At 70.4% G+C, this 16,081-nt stretch carries 18 protein-coding genes; 3 read left to right on the forward strand and 15 right to left on the reverse strand.

Annotation, left to right across the window (positions count from 1 at the left end):
- Positions 1–95: 95 nt before the first annotated feature.
- The gene (locus tag D7V77_RS19110; RefSeq protein WP_233597103.1) at positions 96–1,553 is read left to right on the forward strand and encodes a glycosyltransferase family 39 protein; all 1,458 of its coding nucleotides are present in this window, start codon (positions 96–98) and stop codon (positions 1,551–1,553) included.
- On the opposite strand, the gene D7V77_RS19115 is transcribed toward D7V77_RS19110, so the two are convergent.
- Genes D7V77_RS19115 through D7V77_RS43295 form a run of 3 tightly spaced genes read right to left on the reverse strand, consistent with a single transcriptional unit; the run spans position 1,550 to position 4,448 of the window.
- Positions 1,550–3,283, reverse strand: coding sequence for a cbb3-type cytochrome c oxidase subunit I (locus tag D7V77_RS19115; RefSeq protein WP_120577737.1), 1,734 nt, complete (start codon positions 3,281–3,283; stop codon positions 1,550–1,552). The two genes, D7V77_RS19110 and D7V77_RS19115, sit on opposite strands and share 4 nt — an antisense overlap.
- On the reverse strand, positions 3,280–4,116 hold the full coding sequence (locus D7V77_RS19120) for a cytochrome c oxidase subunit II (protein WP_120577722.1): 837 nt from the start codon (positions 4,114–4,116) through the stop codon (positions 3,280–3,282). The genes D7V77_RS19115 and D7V77_RS19120 overlap by 4 nt, the downstream gene beginning before the upstream one ends.
- Positions 4,116–4,448: a hypothetical protein gene (locus tag D7V77_RS43295; protein ID WP_139923132.1), complete on the reverse strand. Its 333-nt coding sequence runs from the start codon at positions 4,446–4,448 to the stop codon at positions 4,116–4,118. Before D7V77_RS43295 ends, D7V77_RS19120 begins: the two co-directional genes overlap by 1 nt.
- A gap of 132 nt (positions 4,449–4,580) precedes the next feature.
- Between D7V77_RS43295 and D7V77_RS19130 the strand changes: the two genes are divergently transcribed.
- Positions 4,581–5,246 (forward strand): SCO family protein, encoded by a 666-nt coding sequence (locus tag D7V77_RS19130; protein WP_233597100.1) that lies wholly within the window; start codon positions 4,581–4,583, stop codon positions 5,244–5,246.
- Between the two features lie 274 nt (positions 5,247–5,520).
- On the opposite strand, the gene D7V77_RS19135 is transcribed toward D7V77_RS19130, so the two are convergent.
- The 12 genes from D7V77_RS19135 to D7V77_RS19190 form a co-directional block, all read right to left on the reverse strand.
- A complete protein-coding gene (locus D7V77_RS19135; RefSeq protein WP_120577724.1) occupies positions 5,521–5,937 on the reverse strand; it encodes a hypothetical protein in 417 nt (138 codons plus the stop codon).
- Positions 5,938–6,067: 130 nt separating this feature from the next.
- The gene (locus tag D7V77_RS19140; RefSeq protein ID WP_120577725.1) at positions 6,068–6,523 is read right to left on the reverse strand and encodes a hypothetical protein; all 456 of its coding nucleotides are present in this window, start codon (positions 6,521–6,523) and stop codon (positions 6,068–6,070) included.
- 119 nt (positions 6,524–6,642) lie between these two features.
- Positions 6,643–7,224, reverse strand: coding sequence for a Fis family transcriptional regulator (locus tag D7V77_RS19145; protein WP_120577726.1), 582 nt, complete (start codon positions 7,222–7,224; stop codon positions 6,643–6,645).
- A gap of 140 nt (positions 7,225–7,364) precedes the next feature.
- The gene (locus D7V77_RS19150; protein WP_120577727.1) at positions 7,365–8,723 is read right to left on the reverse strand and encodes a universal stress protein; all 1,359 of its coding nucleotides are present in this window, start codon (positions 8,721–8,723) and stop codon (positions 7,365–7,367) included.
- 144 nt (positions 8,724–8,867) lie between these two features.
- The gene (locus D7V77_RS19155; RefSeq protein ID WP_120577728.1) at positions 8,868–9,287 is read right to left on the reverse strand and encodes a type II secretion system protein GspG; all 420 of its coding nucleotides are present in this window, start codon (positions 9,285–9,287) and stop codon (positions 8,868–8,870) included.
- A 27-nt stretch (positions 9,288–9,314) separates the two neighbouring features.
- Complete coding sequence (locus D7V77_RS19160; protein WP_120577729.1) at positions 9,315–10,775, reverse strand: adenylate/guanylate cyclase domain-containing protein; 1,461 nt, start codon at positions 10,773–10,775, stop codon at positions 9,315–9,317.
- A gap of 167 nt (positions 10,776–10,942) precedes the next feature.
- Positions 10,943–12,070 (reverse strand): hypothetical protein, encoded by a 1,128-nt coding sequence (locus tag D7V77_RS19165; RefSeq protein WP_120577730.1) that lies wholly within the window; start codon positions 12,068–12,070, stop codon positions 10,943–10,945.
- 13 nt (positions 12,071–12,083) lie between these two features.
- Positions 12,084–12,641: a Uma2 family endonuclease gene (locus D7V77_RS19170; protein ID WP_120577738.1), complete on the reverse strand. Its 558-nt coding sequence runs from the start codon at positions 12,639–12,641 to the stop codon at positions 12,084–12,086.
- Between the two features lie 127 nt (positions 12,642–12,768).
- Positions 12,769–12,945: a hypothetical protein gene (locus D7V77_RS43770; protein WP_158620633.1), complete on the reverse strand. Its 177-nt coding sequence runs from the start codon at positions 12,943–12,945 to the stop codon at positions 12,769–12,771.
- A 125-nt stretch (positions 12,946–13,070) separates the two neighbouring features.
- Positions 13,071–13,934 (reverse strand): tryptophan 2,3-dioxygenase, encoded by an 864-nt coding sequence (locus D7V77_RS19180; RefSeq protein ID WP_120577732.1) that lies wholly within the window; start codon positions 13,932–13,934, stop codon positions 13,071–13,073.
- Positions 13,935–14,079: 145 nt separating this feature from the next.
- A complete protein-coding gene (locus tag D7V77_RS19185) occupies positions 14,080–14,604 on the reverse strand; it encodes a cell wall protein (RefSeq protein ID WP_120577733.1) in 525 nt (174 codons plus the stop codon).
- 180 nt (positions 14,605–14,784) lie between these two features.
- On the reverse strand, positions 14,785–15,282 hold the full coding sequence (locus D7V77_RS19190; protein ID WP_233597101.1) for a hemerythrin domain-containing protein: 498 nt from the start codon (positions 15,280–15,282) through the stop codon (positions 14,785–14,787).
- A gap of 174 nt (positions 15,283–15,456) precedes the next feature.
- Here D7V77_RS19190 and D7V77_RS19195 point away from each other — a divergent pair.
- Positions 15,457–16,081 (forward strand): lysophospholipid acyltransferase family protein (locus tag D7V77_RS19195; RefSeq protein WP_147452101.1); only part of this gene is annotated, 625 nt, incomplete at its 3' end.

Raw genomic sequence — 16,081 nt, forward strand, 5'->3', positions numbered from 1 at the left:
CCCCGATGGAACCCGCGCCCACTCCGCTCGCAGCGCCGTCCCCGTCCGTCCCTCCTCGCGCCTCGAGGGGCCTGGACGTCTGGCCGTTGATCATCGTGGCGCTGGGCGCCTGGGTGCTGCGCGCGCTGGCGTTCTTCCATCGCTCCGGCGCCATGGGCTACCCCATGGACTACGACGAGGGCGTGTACTTCTCCGCCGCGTCGCTCCTGCTGCGCGGGGACCTGCCCTACCGCGACTTCATCTTCGTGCACCCGCCCGGAAGCCTCCTGCTCTGGGCTCCTGGCGCCGCGCTCACGCTGGGACTCGACGCTGCCACCGCCTACGGCATCACCCGCTACCTCGCCGCCGTCGTGGGCGCGCTGTGCGTGTTCCTCGCCGGCCGGGTCGCCTGGCGCGCCTGGGGTCCGCTCGCGGGCTGCGTGGCCGCGCTCGCCTATGCCGCGTATCCGGAGGCCGCCATCGTCGAGCGCGGCACCTTCCTCGAGCCCCTGCTCAACGTCCTGTGCCTGGGCTTCGCGAACCTCTGGCTCACCTCCGGCACCCACTCCCGAGCACGCCGCATCGGCGCGGGCGTGCTCCTGGGCCTCGCCATCTCCGTGAAGCTTCCGGGAGGACTGTGGCTCATCGCCGCGCTGCTCTCACGCCCGGGGAAGGAGTCCTGGCGTCACGCACTCCTGCCCGTGCTCGTCGCGTTCGCCACCTTCGCCGTCGTCGTGGGCCCCCTGGCCGCGCTCGCCCCTTCCGAGTTCATCCGCGACGTCATCACCTTCCAGGCCGCGCGCCCGCCGGACGGTGAACTGGACCGCTGGCTCCGCCTGCGAGAGATCTTCCATGAGCGCCGTTGGGGCGGAGTCCTCCTCGCCCTCGTGGGCCTGGGCACCGCGTGCGTGCGCGCCTTCCGTGCCGCTCCGGAGCACCGCCCCGCCGCGCGCTTCTTCGCCTGCACGTTCGTCCTCAGCGTGGTCCTGTTCCTCGCGTCACGGACCTACTGGAACCAGTACAACGCGCACCTCGCCGCTTCGGAGGCCGTGCTCGCGGGCCTGGGCGCTTCCGTGCTCCACGCCTTCTGCACCCGCTGGGGCCGCACGGCCTCACGCGCCGTGGCCGCGCTGCTGCTCGCCGCCGCGTTCGTCCCCGGCGCGCGGCACGTCTACCAGAGCGCCCAACTGCAGGCCCCGGACGTGGTGGCGCTCGCGAAGCACATCCGCGCCGACGTGCCGCCCGATGCGTGCCTCTTCTCCTTCGAGCCAGGCTGGGCGCTCGCGGCGGGCCGGCTCCCCTCGGGCGCCACGCCCATCGTGGACGGCTACGCCACCATGCTCCAGGACGCCATGAGCTCCGGCGACCGCTTCGAGACCACCGACGAGGCCCTCTCCGCCGATGAGGCCCAGCAGGCCCTGCGCATCATGCTGGGCTCCTGTCGCTTCGTCGTCCTCGGCTGGCGGGGAGAGTGGCAGCTCACGCCGCAGAGCCGCCCCTGGTTCAAGCAGCGCTTCGTCCGCCGCTTCCCCGCGGGTGACGGCGGCGGCGTGGACCTCTGGGAGCACCGCTAGACGGCGCCCTCCACCCCGGGCACAGGCGTCGCCACCGGCTCCGCCACGGGTACACCCGAGGGCAGCGGCTCCGCCTGACCAATCCAATCGCGACCCAGTTGCTCCTGCACTTCCGGTTGCGACAGCGCATGCGGCCCGCGCAGCACCACGGCGCCAGGACCCGCGTCCATCCACTCCAGCGTGCCCACCCGCCACGGGTTCGGCTCCGCGGCCCGGCCCCACTTGAGCGTCCGCACCAGGTTCACCACGAACACCAGCTGCACCGCGCCCAGCGCGAACGCGGCCCAGCTGGTCCACCGGTTCAACGTGAGCAGGTGCGCGAGGAACGTGTACTGGTACGGGTCGTAGAGCCTCCGCAGCTGCCCCGCGTAGCCCGCCACCAGCTGGCCACCGAAGACGGCGATGAACAGCACCGCGCTGAGGAGCACGTGCACCTTGGCCATGCGCTCGTCCAACGTGCGCCCGTACATGCGGGGGAACCAGAAGTAGAGCCCCGCGAACACCGCGAGGAAGCTGGCCGCGCCCATCGTCAGGTGGAAGTGCCCCACCACCCACATCGTCCCGTGCAGCGGCACGTCCGTCGCTACCGCGCCCAGCGCCAGCCCCGTGATGCCGCCCAGGCCGAAGACAATCATCGTCGCCAGGGCCGCGAGCATCGGAGACGTGAGCCGCACGCTGCCCCGCCACAGCGTCATCAGCCAGTTGAGGAACATCACCTGCGCCGGCAGCGAGATGAGCAGCGTCAACACCATGAACGTGCGCCCCAGCACCGGCGCCATCCCGCTGGTGAACAGGTGGTGCGCGTACACCGCGCCGCTCAGCGCCGTCACCACGCCCATGGCCCCCGCCGTCATCCGGTAGCCGTGCGCGGGCTTGCGGCTGAAGAACGCCACGAAGTCCCCCACCATGCCCCACGCGGGCAGGATGAGGATGTAGACCTCCGGGTGGCCGAACAGCCAGAACAGGTGCTGGTACACCAGCGGGTCGCCGCCCCCGCCCACCGCCGCCGCGCCCGCGATGAAGAACTGCGTGCCCGCCACCCGGTCCAACAACAGCAGCACCGTGGCCGCCGCCAGCACCGGCACGAACAGCACGTTGAGCACCGCGCCGTAGAACAGCCCCCACACCACCAGCGGCATCCGGCCCCACGTCATCCCCGGCGCCCGGCAGCGCACCACCGTGACGACGAAGTTGAGCCCGTACAGGAACGCGGACACGCCCACGCACAGCACCGCCACCGTCACCAGCGTCTGCCCCAGCCCCGGCGTGAACGCGGGCGTCGCCAGCGGCGGATACGACGTCCACCCCGCGCTCGCCGGCCCCAGCCGCACCACGAACGACACCAGCATCAGCGCGCCGCCCACCGCGTAGGCCCAGAAGCCGAGCGGCGACAGCCGGGGGAACGCCATCTGCTTGGAGCCAATGGCCAGCGGCAGCACGAAGTGCCCCAGCGCGCCGAAGAGCAGCGGCGTCACCGCGAAGAAGATCATCAACAGGCCGTGCATCGTGAACACGGCCGTGTACGTGGGCGGAGTGAGCGCGCCCTTCGACTCGGGCAGCACCCACGCGAGCCCCGGCACCGGCTGCCCGGGCCACGCCCACTGGAAGCGGATGAGCATGGCCAGCAGGCCGCCCACCAGCAGGAACAGGAACCCGCCCCACAGGTACTGCCGCGCCACGCGCTGCGGGTCCGTCGTCCAGAGCGACTTCAGCAGCGCCCCCGCCTTCATGGCGTCCTCCACACCCAGCCCCAGTGGGCCGCGGTGTCATCCGGGTCGTAGCCCTGCACCGCCTTGAGGCTCGCCTCGCGCAGCCACGCCGCGTACGCCTCCGGGGACAGCGCCGTCAGCATCCCGCGCATCCGGTAGTGGCTGGTGCCGCAGTGCTGGTAGCAGGCCACCTCCCACGAGCCCTCGCGAGCAGCCTGGAACCACGTCTGGTTCACGCGGCCCGGAATGGCGTCCAGCTTCACTCGGAAAGCGGGCAGCGAGAACCCGTGCACCACGTCCGTGGAGACCAGCTGCACCCAGACGGGCACGTCCGCCGGCACGCGCAGGTCGTTCCACGTCACCACGTCGTCCTTCGTGCCGAACGCCCCGTCCGCGCCCGCGTACCGCGCCTCCCACGACCACTGGTGCGCGTTGATCTGGACGCGCACCGTGCGCGGATCCTCCGTGGGGACGCGGAAGTTCCAGAGCACGTCGTTCAGGTAGCCCTGGGAGCCCAGGAACAGCGTCCCGTCCACCACGCCGAACACGCCCAGGGCCAGCCCCAGCACCCACGCCCGCGAGCGACGCGTGCCTCCGTCCGGCGCCACCTTCCGGGCACCCCGAAAACGCACCACCGCCAGCAACATCCACCCGAGCATCACCGCCGCCAGCGCCATGTCGAAGCCATGGCTCGTGGCCAGCAGCGCGTCGATGCGGTCGCCCGTCGCGCTCGCGTTCTCCGGCGGCGCCAGGCTCCAGGCACCACGCGCGGGCGGCACCGCCAGGGGCGCCTGCGCATCCGGCGGCGCGACGTCGCTGGGGGACGACGGGGATAACGCCGGGGACTCCGCCATCACGGATGCTCCTGTTCCACGGGGGCCGAAGCCCGCTCTGCTCCTGGCGCATCTCGCCCCGCCCGCCAGGCCGCCCAGAGCCCCACGCCCACCAGCGCGAAGGGCACCAGCATCAGCGCCAGCAACAGCTCGCCCGCCCCACCCGGGGACTCCGGCGCACGGGCCGTGCACGAGGGGCACGCCAACACCGCCGCCGGCACCAGCCCTCCGACGAGTCCGAGCCACGGCCCGGACCCCGCCAGCGACCGGAAGCCTCCCCACCTGCCCGGCGAAGTGCGTCCACCCGGGGGCTGGAAGAGGGCATGGGCCACGACCTCCGGGCTAGCACGCACCCAACGTCCCCTCAAGGCGCACCCTGCCCGCCGCGAAGCGGCCACTCTCCCTCATGCCTCGCATGCGGCCAGCCCCTACCCCGTCAGGCCCGGCGCTTGTGCGCCCCCCGCTGATGCCGTACGTGCCGACGCATGTCCGTCGAATCGCCCTCCCCGTCCGCCGCACCCCGCTCCCGTCCCGTCCGCCGCTCCTGGGTCTGGGCGGGCATCGCCGTGGCGTCGCTCGGCTTCATGGGGGTGGCGGTCCACGACCTGGTGCAGGGCCGTTCCCAGCCGCCGCCCCGCCTGGGCGCGCTGCCGGACTTCACCTTCACGCGGCAGGACGGACAGCCCTTCGGGTTGAAGCAGCTCCGCGGCCACCCGTTCATCGCCAACTTCATCTTCACCCGCTGCCCCACCGTCTGCCCCGTCTTCACGCAGAAGATGGCGCGCGTGCAGGAGCACACCTCGAAGCTGGGGACGGATCTCCAGCTGGTGTCCTTCTCCGTGGATCCGGCCTACGACACCCCGGAGCGGCTGGCCGAGTACGGGAAGAAGTACCAGGCGGACTTCACCCGCTGGAACTTCCTCACCGGCGACTACGCCACCCTCAAGGACACCATCGTCCAGGGCTTCAAGATCAGCATGGGCCGCGAGGCCGGCGCCCCCGAGGACGACCTGCTCTCCATCTTCCACGGCACCCACTTCGTGCTGGTGGACGGCACCGGAGAGATTCGCGGCTACTACGACAGCGCGGACCCCGAGGCGACCCAGAAGCTGGAGACCGACGCCTTCCGCATCACCCGCGAAGAAGGCTGAGCCGCGCCGCTTCCTGATCGCGCCCATACTCCGGGTGCGCCATGCTGGGTCACATCTCACTCGGGCCCGAGCCCGCAACGGAGCCGACATCGGAGCCGTCACGGAGCCGCAACGGGAGCCTTCAAAACCGAAGGGCCGGCGCCCCGCCCATGACGGACGGAGGACCGACCCTCGTGCCTCGCGCGGCGTTGGCCCGCAAAGCCGAAAGGCCGGCCCCCACCTCGCGGTGAGTACCGGCCTTCGTGCATGAGTCACGCCAGCTTCAGCGGGGAACTCAGTTGGTCAGCGCAGCCTGCGCGTGGGCGAACAGGTTCTGCACGTTCTGCTGCGCGGGCTGGGAGGCCAGCGCGCCGACCTGGTCCGCGCCCTGCTTCACGGTGGTCGCGATGTCCGCGATGGACTTCACGGTGGGGGCGAACTTGGTCAGCTGGGACAGACCGGCCAGGGGGCCCTTGGCGAGCAGGGACGCGCCGGAGTCGATGAACTTGTCCACGAACGGCTTCGCCAGCTTGCCCAGGCCGAACGGGAGCTTGTCCAGGAGGCCGCCGGCGAGACCCTTCAGGCCGCCGGTGATGGCGCCCATGGGGTTCTGCACGAAGTTCAGCGCCTTGCCCGCGATGTTCGCGACGCCGCCAGCGATGTTGGAGACCGTCTTCGCGACGCTGCTGACAACCTTGCCGATGCCGCCCATGGTGAAACCCCCTACTGAATCTGGTTTGGAGAGTGTGTGCCGCAGTGAAGCTTCAAAAGGATTCTCGGAGGGGGGAGGAAAATGTTTCCTCCCCATTTTCCGATCTATTTCACGGGGATTCCGGGCGACCTCAGCCGCGGGTTCCGCCGCCGCCCTTCTTCATCTGCTCCAGCAGCTCCTGGCGCTTCGCCTCGTCCTGCGGCGTCTGGGGGGCGCCCTCGGCCGCGGGGTTCAGGCTCGGCTTGCCGGCGGTGCCGCCCTTGCTGGCCTCGAACTCGGACTTGGCGAAGGGGTTGCCCTGACCGGGCAGCTCACCCTTGGCGCCCGCGACCAGGAACTCACCGACCTCCTCCACCGTGTGTACGGGGAAGCCGTTCGCCTTCAGCTCCTCGTCGGACACGACGTTGAGCATGGGCTCCTTGTCCTTGTCCTGCGCGTACTCGAGCACCAGCTCGACGTAGTCCTCCAGCTTCATGCCCACGGCATCCGCGATGCGCTTCGTCTCGGGATCCTTGAGGAGCTCCGCGCGAACGACTTCCACGGGACGGGACAGACCACGCTTCTTGCCAGGGGCTTGCTGGGACATTGCGGTTTCGCTCCGGAGAGGAGAGGAAAGACGGCTGGGAACAACTCTAGCCCATCTTTCCAGTAGTACCCATTCCCCGCCCCGGACGGCTCCCCGCTCCCTCTGGAAACCCCCGGGTTTCAGCGGACCGCGTTGCGGGGCGCGCCCTTGCGCACGGTGGCCTGGGCCTTGCGCTTGGGCAGGATGCGGGTGACGGAGCCCGGGCGGCGGGCCACCGCGGCGGCGCGCTCCTTCTCCTCGGCGGCCTTCAGCGCCGCGGCGCGCACGGCCAGCTGCTCCGCCTGCTGCGCCCAGCGGCGCTTGAGCGCGTCCCTCAGGCCATCCGTCTGCAGGTCCACCTGCGCCTGATTCAGCCGGTAGTGCAGGTCCTCGCGCAGCGTGCCCCGGGTGAGGGCGGCCATCGCGGTGCCGGACACGCCCACCACCACCTTGGGCCGCTCCTCCTGCATCTGGAGGCAGCGCAGGATGAGGCCCTGGGCGTCCAGCGGCAGCTTCCCCGCGTCCGCGATGAACACCACGCCGTTGGGCTGACGGAGCGCTCCGGCCAGCTCCGAGCCCTGGCGCACCTCCGTGAGCGGGACGCCGAAGTTGCGCGCGGCTTCCTCCGCCCAGGCCCTGCGCTCATCCTCGGTACCTCCGTGGATGATCAACGATGCACGGTTGGAGACGAGGTCCTCTTCTCGATAACCGCGAAGAGCCACGGGATGCCCTACCCTTCTGGGAAAGCGGGTCCTCCCAAAGTCTAACGCCCTCCAGGGTCGCCTGTTCAATCCCTTACGCGTGGGAAAAAAACAGGGACCCGTTCCGCGAGGAGCCCACTCACTGGACGCCCGTTCCCGGGTCAAACGGAAGGCACCACCATCACGGGCCTGCGGCAGCGCAGCACCAGCTCGCGCGCCACCGCCTCCTCCAGCACGTCCGGAACCACTTCGCGGTGGGCGGACGTGCCCACGCACACCAGGTCCACGCCCTCGCGCTCCGTGGCCTGGCAGATGGCGATGGCGACGTCGTCTCCGCTGACCCCCTCCACGCTCCAGTGCACCGCCCGCGCGACCGTGTCCCCGGGCACCTGCGCCCAGAGCCGGTTCAGCACCCGGTCCCGCTCGCTGTCCGGCTCCGGGAGCACGCCGTGGAAGTCCCGGGGGCCCCGCTCGCGGCCCCGGAGCCGGTGCACGTGCAGCAGGTGCACGCGGCCGCCCGGCCCCACCAGTGAGCACGCCTGCGCGATGGCCTGTCCGGAGGCGAGGGTGAAGTCCACCGGCACCAGCGCGCTCCGGGGCGGAGGAAGCCGGCGAGGTTCGCGCGCTCCGGGAGGGATGCACGCCACGGAGCGCTCCGCGTGGCGCAGCACCCCTTCCGACACGGAGCCGTGCCACAGCCGCTGCACCCCGCCGCGCAGGTGCATGCCCACCACCGTCAGCTCCGCGCTGCGCGCATGGGCCACGTGCAGCAGGTGGTCCGCCGGGCGGCCATAGCCGGGCTCCAGCACCACCTCCACGCGGCCCTCCCCCTCCAGGTCCCCCAGGCGCTCGCGCACCTCGCGCTGGAGCACGCGCTCCACCAGCGGCTCCAGCCCCTCCATGGTGCGCTCGCGCGCGTCCAGCCGCTCCACGTGCACGGGGGTGTGGACGCCCAGCCGCTCGCGCTCCTCCAGCGGTGAACACACGTACGCGGCCAGCACGTCACACCCGCCCACGCGCCGCAGCTCCCGCAGGAAGGTGATGGCCGCGTCGGACGTGGAGGAGCGGGGGTCCACCCCCACCATCACCAGCAGCCGGCGCCGGCCGCGGGCCCAGTCCAGGAGCGCCGTGTCCCGGCGCACCGCCAGCACCGGGGCGCAGCCGTGGCGGGCCAGGCGCTCCGCCAGGGACGTCTTGCGCCAGGGGGACGTGCGCCAGCCCTCCGCGGCCACCACCACCAGCCGGGCGCTGCGGCACTCCTCGTCCCCCAGCAGCGTCTCCACGGAGGCACCCCGCTGCATGCGCGGCTCCACCATGCCCGCGAGCGGCCTCAGGCGCGCGGCCTCCGCGGCCAGCCCCCCTTCCGCCGCGGACAGGGCGTCCGGGGCCTCCGCGTCAGGCACTTCGTCATCCACCCCCAGGAGCAGCAGGGGCTCTCCCAGGCGGCCGGCGAGCGTCGCCGCGACGGTGGCCGCGTGCGCGGCGTCGGCGGACAGGTTGGTTGCGCAGATGATGGCCATGGCGGGGCCCCCCGAGGAGGCGATGCCCGCTGGAGCCTCCCCTCGCCACGAAGGATGCGCACGCCGGACGCCCGGTGACGTGCGGCCCGTGCATGCCGGCCTGCCTGCCTGGCAGGGCGGGGCGTCCCGGCGGCGGGGCCCTCCCTAGCGCAGGAGCTGCTGGTGCCCGTCGTGGTTGGTGTGGTCCTGGTTGTCGCCCACGCCGCCGCGCTGGTTCTCGCGGCCGAAGCTGGACAGGAACACGCCCTGCGCGCTGCTCGCGTAGTGGTACGGCCGGCCCCAGGGGTCCAGGGGCACGGCGTGGAGGTAGCGGGGCACCAGCAGCGCGTCCAGGTCCCCCTCCTCCGGCAGCTGCCCCCCGTGGTCCGCGCGGTAGCGCTCCAGCGCGCCCAGGATGAGGGTGAAGTCGGCGTGGATGTGCTGGGCCTGCTCGGGGTCGCGGTGGCGGAAGGCGGTGAGCACCAGGGCCACGACGAGCGCCACCACGAACACCACCGCCACCCAGGGCAGCGGGGAGCGGCGGGACTTCTCGGGGACGGCGGACGAGGCGGGAGTGGCGGCCATGGCCCATCCACCCTACCGCCTACCGCGTCAGAGGGCGCGGTAAAGCGGCACCGGCTGCTGCTTGCCTTTCAAGCGCACCGGCGGCAGGTCCTCGAAGGCGGTCTCGTTCGCGTCCACCAGCTCGCGCGTGCGCTCGCCCACCAGGATTTCCCCCGGCCCGGCCAGCGCGCACAGCCGCGCGGCCACGTTCACCGCGTCGCCGATGCAGGTGTACTCGGCCCGCATCGCGCCGCCGATGTTGCCGGACACCACCACGCCCGAGTTCAACCCCACGCCCAGCTCCAGCACCAGGGGCCGGCCCTCGCGGCCGTGGGCCACCCACTCGGCCTCCGCCACGGCGCGCAGCTCCGCCACGGCCTCCATCATCATCTTCGCGCACTGCAGGCCCCGGAGCGCGTCGTCCGGGCGGCCCACCGGCGCGCCGAAGACGGCCATCAGCCCGTCGCCCAGGAACTTGTCCAGCGTGCCGCCGCAGGTGAGCACCGCGTCCGACAGCCGGCCCAGCACCTGGTTGAGCACCGCCACCACCTGTTCGGGAGGCAGGCTCTCCGCCAGGCCGGTGAAGTTGCGGATGTCCGCGAACAGCACCGTCACCTCGCGCTTCTCGCCGGCGAGCACCGCCGCGTCCGCGCTCTTGAGGATCTCCTCCACCACCGCGTCGGACGTGTAGCGCGCGAACAGCTTGCGCATGCGCTCCGTCTCGTCCGTGCGGCGCACCACGCTCTCGATGCGGGCCGCCAGCTCGTCCATGGACGCGGACTTGTTCACGTAGTCGTCCGCGCCCGCGCGCAGGCCGCGCACGCGCTCCGCCTCGCGGTCGTTGGCGGTGAGCATGATGACGGGGATGGCGCTGCGAGGGCCCTCCTTCAGCCGCCGGCACAGCTCCACGCCGTCCAGCCCCGGCATCTCCAGGTCGCTCAGCACGATGGCCGCCTGCAGCCGCCCCATGCCCTCCAGCGCCTCGTACGGGTCTTGGAAGCAGAGGACCTCGTAGCCCAGGGCCACCAGCCCCTCCTGCACGAACGCGCACGCCAGGGGGCTGTCGTCCACCACCACCACGCGGCGGCGCCCCTCCGTCGCGGGACGTGGCAGGTCCTGCCTGCCGACGATGCGGTTCTGCACGCCCAGCGCTTCGTAGATCTGCTTGTAGGTGCAGTGGCCCAGCTCGACCAGTATCTCTCCCAGCCGCCGCCCGTCGCGCCGCTGCCGAGCCAGCGCCTCATCCAGCTGCGCGAGCGTCACGTACTTGAGCCCCACCAGCAGCTCGCCCAGGGGCGGCTGCGCGGGCCCCTTCTCGTGGTTCAAGCCCAGGGCCTCTCCCAATGCGTCCTGAATCTGCTCGCGTGACACGTAGCCCAGGGAGATGAGCGCCTCTCCCACGCGCTGTCCGGTGAGGGCCTGCAGCGCGAGCGCCTCCTGCACCTGCCCCGGCGAGACGACGCCCAGCTTGAGCAGCAAATCACCGAAGAGGGGGTTCGATGCACTCACGCGGAAGCCTCCGTCACACACACCCGAGCGCGGGAGCGTAGCGCAACCCCGGCCGCCGCGAAGCCCTCACCACGTCTTGTCCCTTCCCGCGTCCCCCACCCGACGGGACCGTCGTCCCTTCGGACGCTCCACGGGAGCGGCGCGCGGCGTTCCTGGCCGGCTCGCCGTCAGTGCTCGAACACGCGGCTGAAGGCCATGACGATTTCCAGGATGATCAACGCGACGATCATGACTTCCAGGACGTGCGAACGGTCGATGTCCACCTCGCCCTTGAGCAGGCCATAGGTCTGCGCGAGCAGCTGTTGCTTGCGCGTGACGGAGGCCTGCCACGCGGGGATGCGCAGGCGGCGCACGGCGCCCTCGTAGACCTTGGCCAGGTAGAAGTCGCCGATGATTTTCAGGCTGTTCTCCACCCGCTCCACGAACTCGTTGAGGTCCACGAGCGTGCCCAGCGTCTCGCGCGCCAGGTTGCGGTACGGGCTGCGGAACAGCGTGAGCCAGCCGGGCTTGCGCGCCTGCACCTCGTCGTGGATGCGCGCGATGTGCTTGTCCAACCGCTCGTCGTAGTAGCGGAACTCCAGGAGCTGCGCGTTGGCGATCTCCAACAGGTCCGGGATGTCGCGCGAGCCGGACGGCTCGTAGACGAACGCGCTGTTCCAGTCGACGACGACCAGGTCGTGGGCGGTGTAGCTGAAGCGCACCTGGGTGACGGCCTCGCGCTCGCGCGGCGCGAGCGGCGCGGCGGTGCTCTCTCCCAGCAGGAGCCGAGCGATGTCCGCGCGCTGGAACAGCTCCTCCGCGGAAGGGTTGCCCTGGATGCGTTCGGCGAAGATGACGGTGTAGCTCTCGCTCTGGTCCCAGAGGTGCGGCCCCTGCACGGCGGAGGCGATGGTCCGGCGCACGCCCTCCACCAGCTCCCGCGCCAGGTCCTCCAGGGCATGGCTGTCATAGAGCTCATCCGCGACCTGGGTGAGCGTCTCCCAGGTGGTGCCGGGAGCGACGGGGACGCGCAGGATGATGGACGCGGCGCCGTGGTCGAACAGGCGCGCGGTGGCGTCCACCGTGACAGGACCGTCACGCAGCGCGAGCGGCCTGCGGCCCAGCTCATAGGCGACGGGCGGGTTGGGCAGCTGGATGTACTGGCTGTTCTCGCGAGACAGCTTCAAGCGGCGCGAGTCCTCCGTGAGCGCCTTGCGCGCGCGCTCCAGGTCTATCTCCTCCGCGATGTCGAACGTGCGGTAGCAGAGGACGTGGGCCTGTTCGAAGAGCAGCGTCATTCCGGCGGGCGCGGACATGGTGCGTCAGAGCCTACTCGACGTCCTCCCACAGGACCCTTAGTTCCAGGGGAAGCGCCTCGAATGGTTCCGCGTGGACGGTCTCCGAGTTCCCGTAGGCCCCCAGTAGCAGGTAGTGGCTGCCTTCCAGCCGGAAGACCTCCAGCATGTGTTCGCGCGGGTCCACCAACCAGACGTGTTTGACGCCCTCCCGGGCATAGATGGGCAGCTTCCGGGCCCGATCCAACCGGAACGTCGACGGGGACATCACCTCGCACAGCCAATCCGGCGCCATCGTGATGCCCACGACGTCGGGCACCTTGGGCATCCGCTCCCGGCGCCAACCCGCGATGTCGGGGACCAGGACGTCCTTGCCCAGGTGCAGCTCCGGTTCGAACAGGAAGAGCCACCCCCCTGGTCCTCCACGGCCCCGGTCGAAGGGACCGTGGAGCTCTCCTTGCAGATGCGACGCCGCGAGTGAATGCCGCGCCGCGGGCCGGGGGCTCGCGTACAGCTCCCCGTTGACGATCTCCCCCACCTGATTCGAGGGGAGCGCTTCCAGGTCGGCGTAGGTGGCGGGCTTTCGGGTCATCTCTGGGACGAACAACCTAGCAGGTAGGGACATGCCCGGACACTCTCATGCCCGTCTGACACGTGTACCCCGGCGGCCGGGAGCCCCGGAAGGGCCCCCGGGCCTGAAACATTTCCGGATGTTTCACTCAGTCGCCGCCGCCCTCGGGCAGCTTGATGCCAATGCCACCCGGGCCCTCGCCATTATCTGGCAGATTGCCAATATGCCCTGGCGTGGGAATGGGGCGGTCTCCCGCCTGACGCTTGTTCTTCTGTTCGTCTTCCGGAAGCTGCGGTTCCTTCCGGGGGCTTTCGTGCTCACCCATGGTGGCTCCTTCGCGCGTTGAGAGGATTTGACCTCTCCCAAGCTAGGGAGCCCGCGCCCCGGCTGGCACCCCGCCCCTGCCGGTCCGCGGAGCATGCGGGGACACGAGCGGGGCGGATGGGGCGCTCAGGCGCCCCGGGGCTTCGCGGGCGGCGTCAGCGTCGTGCGCACGTCCCACAGCTCCGGGAAGAAGCGCAGGTCCAGCGCCTTGCGCAGGAAGCCCACGCCCGACGAGCCGCCCGTGCCCTGCTTGAAGCCGATGATGCGCATCACCGTCATCATGTGCCGGTAGCGCCAGAGCTGGAACCGCTCCTCCGTGTCCACCAGCTTCTCGCACATCTCATACGCGTCCCAGTGCTTCTCGGTGTCCTCGTAGATGCGCCGGAACACCTCCATCACCTGGGGGCTCTTCTCATACGGCTGACGCCAGTCGCGCTCCACGTGGCTTCTGGGAATGTCGTGGCCCATGCGCGACAGGTGGCGCAGGAATTCGTCGTAGATGCCCGGCGACTCCAGCAGGCGGTCCAGCTCCGCGTGCACACCCTGCACGTGCTTGAAGGGCCCCAGCGCCGCGTCATCCTTGTTGCCCAAAAGGAACTCCAGCGCCCGGTACTGGAAGCTCTGGAAGCCTGACGCGTGGCCCAGCGTGTCGCGGAACTCCAGGTACTCGTTGGGCGTGAGCGTCTCCAGCACGCTCCACTGCTCGAAGAGCATCCGTTGGATGTGCGCGACGCGCGCGAAGATCTTGAACGACGGCTCCAGCCGGTCCGCCTGGATGTAACGGATGCAGGCGGACAGCTCGTGGATGAGCAGCTTCATCCACAGCTCGCTCGTCTGGTGCTGGACGATGAACAACAACTCGTCGTGATGGGGAGGCTGGGAACGGGGCACCTGCGCGGACAAAAGGCGGTCCAACTGCAGGTAATCGCCATAAGTCGTCCGGCCCGCGAGGTCCGTGACGATTCCAGGCTCCAGGTCGCGTTTGTTCATGGCCCGGGCACTCATGCACACCAACCCCCTCGCGGCGCAAGCACATCCTCCGCGCGGTCAATCCTGCCACGTGCTTCCAGACGGAAGGGCGTGGTCCACCTATATGCCCGGGCCGGGGCGACTGATACTGCTACTGCGGAAGAACTTAAGCGTTCTTCTGAGCGGCTTCCGCGAGCGCCTTGGAGGCGGCGCGGCCACGGGGCAGCTTGATGTCCTCCACGCTGTTGGGGTTGGCGTAGTCGGACCACGCGGAAGGACGGCGGTTGGTCTTCTCCAGCATCCGCAGCTTCTGGTAGTGCGCCGCGCAGTAGCCCTTGGTGCGGCTGGGCTTGCCGCAGCCCATGATGGCGCACTCACGGGCGCCGCCTTCCGCCACCGCCGGCTTGCGGCCCCGGCGCTTGCCACCCGCCGCCGCCACCGGCGCGCTCACCGACGGACGACCCGCCGGACGACCCACGGGACGACGACCGGGCTTGCCAGCCGCGGGCGCGTTCGCGCCGAAGAGGGGGCCCACCACCTGAGCCAGGGGCGCCAGACGCTCGGCCACGCTGCGCAGCGCATCCAGGTCCGCCGTGCCCGACTCCAGACGAGACACCACGTCGCGCAGGGGCTTGAGCTGCACTTCAATCTCGTTGCGAATCATCTCGCGGAACGCCTTGTCAACTGACATTTCGACCAATCCTCGGTTTAAGGGGGGAGCATTGCCTTGGCGTGAACCGGCACGCCGAAGTACCAATACCTTCCAGAAAGGCAATTGTCGAAGGAAGCGATAAAAAGTTGTGACGCCACTGCGTATCAGCAGGCGAGAAAGGCCCGGGAAATGGGTCTCGGCGACGCTTTCAGGCGCTTCTCACGCATCCCAATGCAGGGGTTCCAACAACGCTCCACGACCCGGGGCCGGGGGGTGCTGCGAGCGATCCAGCAGTTCCTCGTACGTGAGTGCGAGGTCGTGTCCCAGTTCCTCCAATTCCTCCGCGTCTAGAGACGCGGACAGGCGGGGGAGCACCCCATGTTCGGTGGCCTGCACATGCGCCACGACCTGATCCTCCAGCGTGAAAAGGCGCGCCTGCCACTCGACGCCGCGAGGCGTCAGCTCCTGCAATTCCTCCATCAGCTCGCGCAGGGTGAGGTGGTCCTCGGCCTCTTCGCGGGCGCGGGTGCGGCCCTCCACGCGTGTCAGCAGCGGATGGACGCAGCGCTCCTCCAGGCGGGAGTGCAGGCGCAGGAGGCGGGCCAGGGCCTCCTGACCGTGAGTCATTTCCTCCGCGTCCGCCTCCGAAGCCAGCCGCTCCAGCAGCTCCTCCAGCTCGCGATGTTGATGCAGGAGGATGTCGAATGGGCCGGCCATACCCCCAAGCATCAGCACGGCTCCGGGGGCAGACAACCGCACCCATCCCCCCGCCGGGAAAGGCAGCCTGCTGGCGTGCATGCCCTTTTCCGGTGATTTCGGCGGTTGAGCCCCTGCCCGGCCGCCTGGTGTCAGGGTGCCGGCTTGCGAGGGCGGCTGCATCTTGGCTCCACCGTGGAAAACCCACTCACCAGCGTCCGGCAAGCCGTGTTCCGTTTCGCGGAGGGCGGCGCCGCCCTGTCCGCGCGCTATCACCGCGCCCGGCTGGTGGGAGCTGAACATTTGCCCAGACATGGGCCGTTGCTGCTCGTGGGCAATCACGGTGTCTGGGGATACGAGACCCCCGCCTTCTTCCACCTCCTGCACCGGGCCACGGGGCGCTATCCGTTGGGGCTGGCGGAGCGGGGGTTCTTCAAGATTCCCCTCGTGCGCACGGTGTTGCCCTGGCTGGGCGGGGTGGAGGGGACGCGGGAGAACGCGCTCCGGTCGCTCCAGGAGGGGCAGCTGGTCGTCTGTTATCCGGGCGGCGCGCGGGAGACCTTCAAACGCAGTCAGGGCCGCTACCAGCTCCGGTGGGAGAGCGCGCTGGGCTTCGTCCGGCTGGCCATGCAGGCCGGGGTGCCGGTGGTGCCCTTCGCCGGCTTCGGGGTGGATGACACCTTCTTCTGGCCTCCGGACGAGGACCGGTGGTGTGTGCGCCTGGCCGCGGAGGACAAATACCGCATGCCGTTGGTGATGGGATTGGGGCCCCTGCCGCTGCCAGTTCAATTAACCTTCGCCGTGGGTGAACCCCATGAAC

This window comes from Corallococcus sp. CA041A, assembly GCF_003612075.1.
In the GTDB taxonomy this organism is placed as follows: Bacteria; Myxococcota; Myxococcia; order Myxococcales; family Myxococcaceae; genus Corallococcus; species Corallococcus exiguus.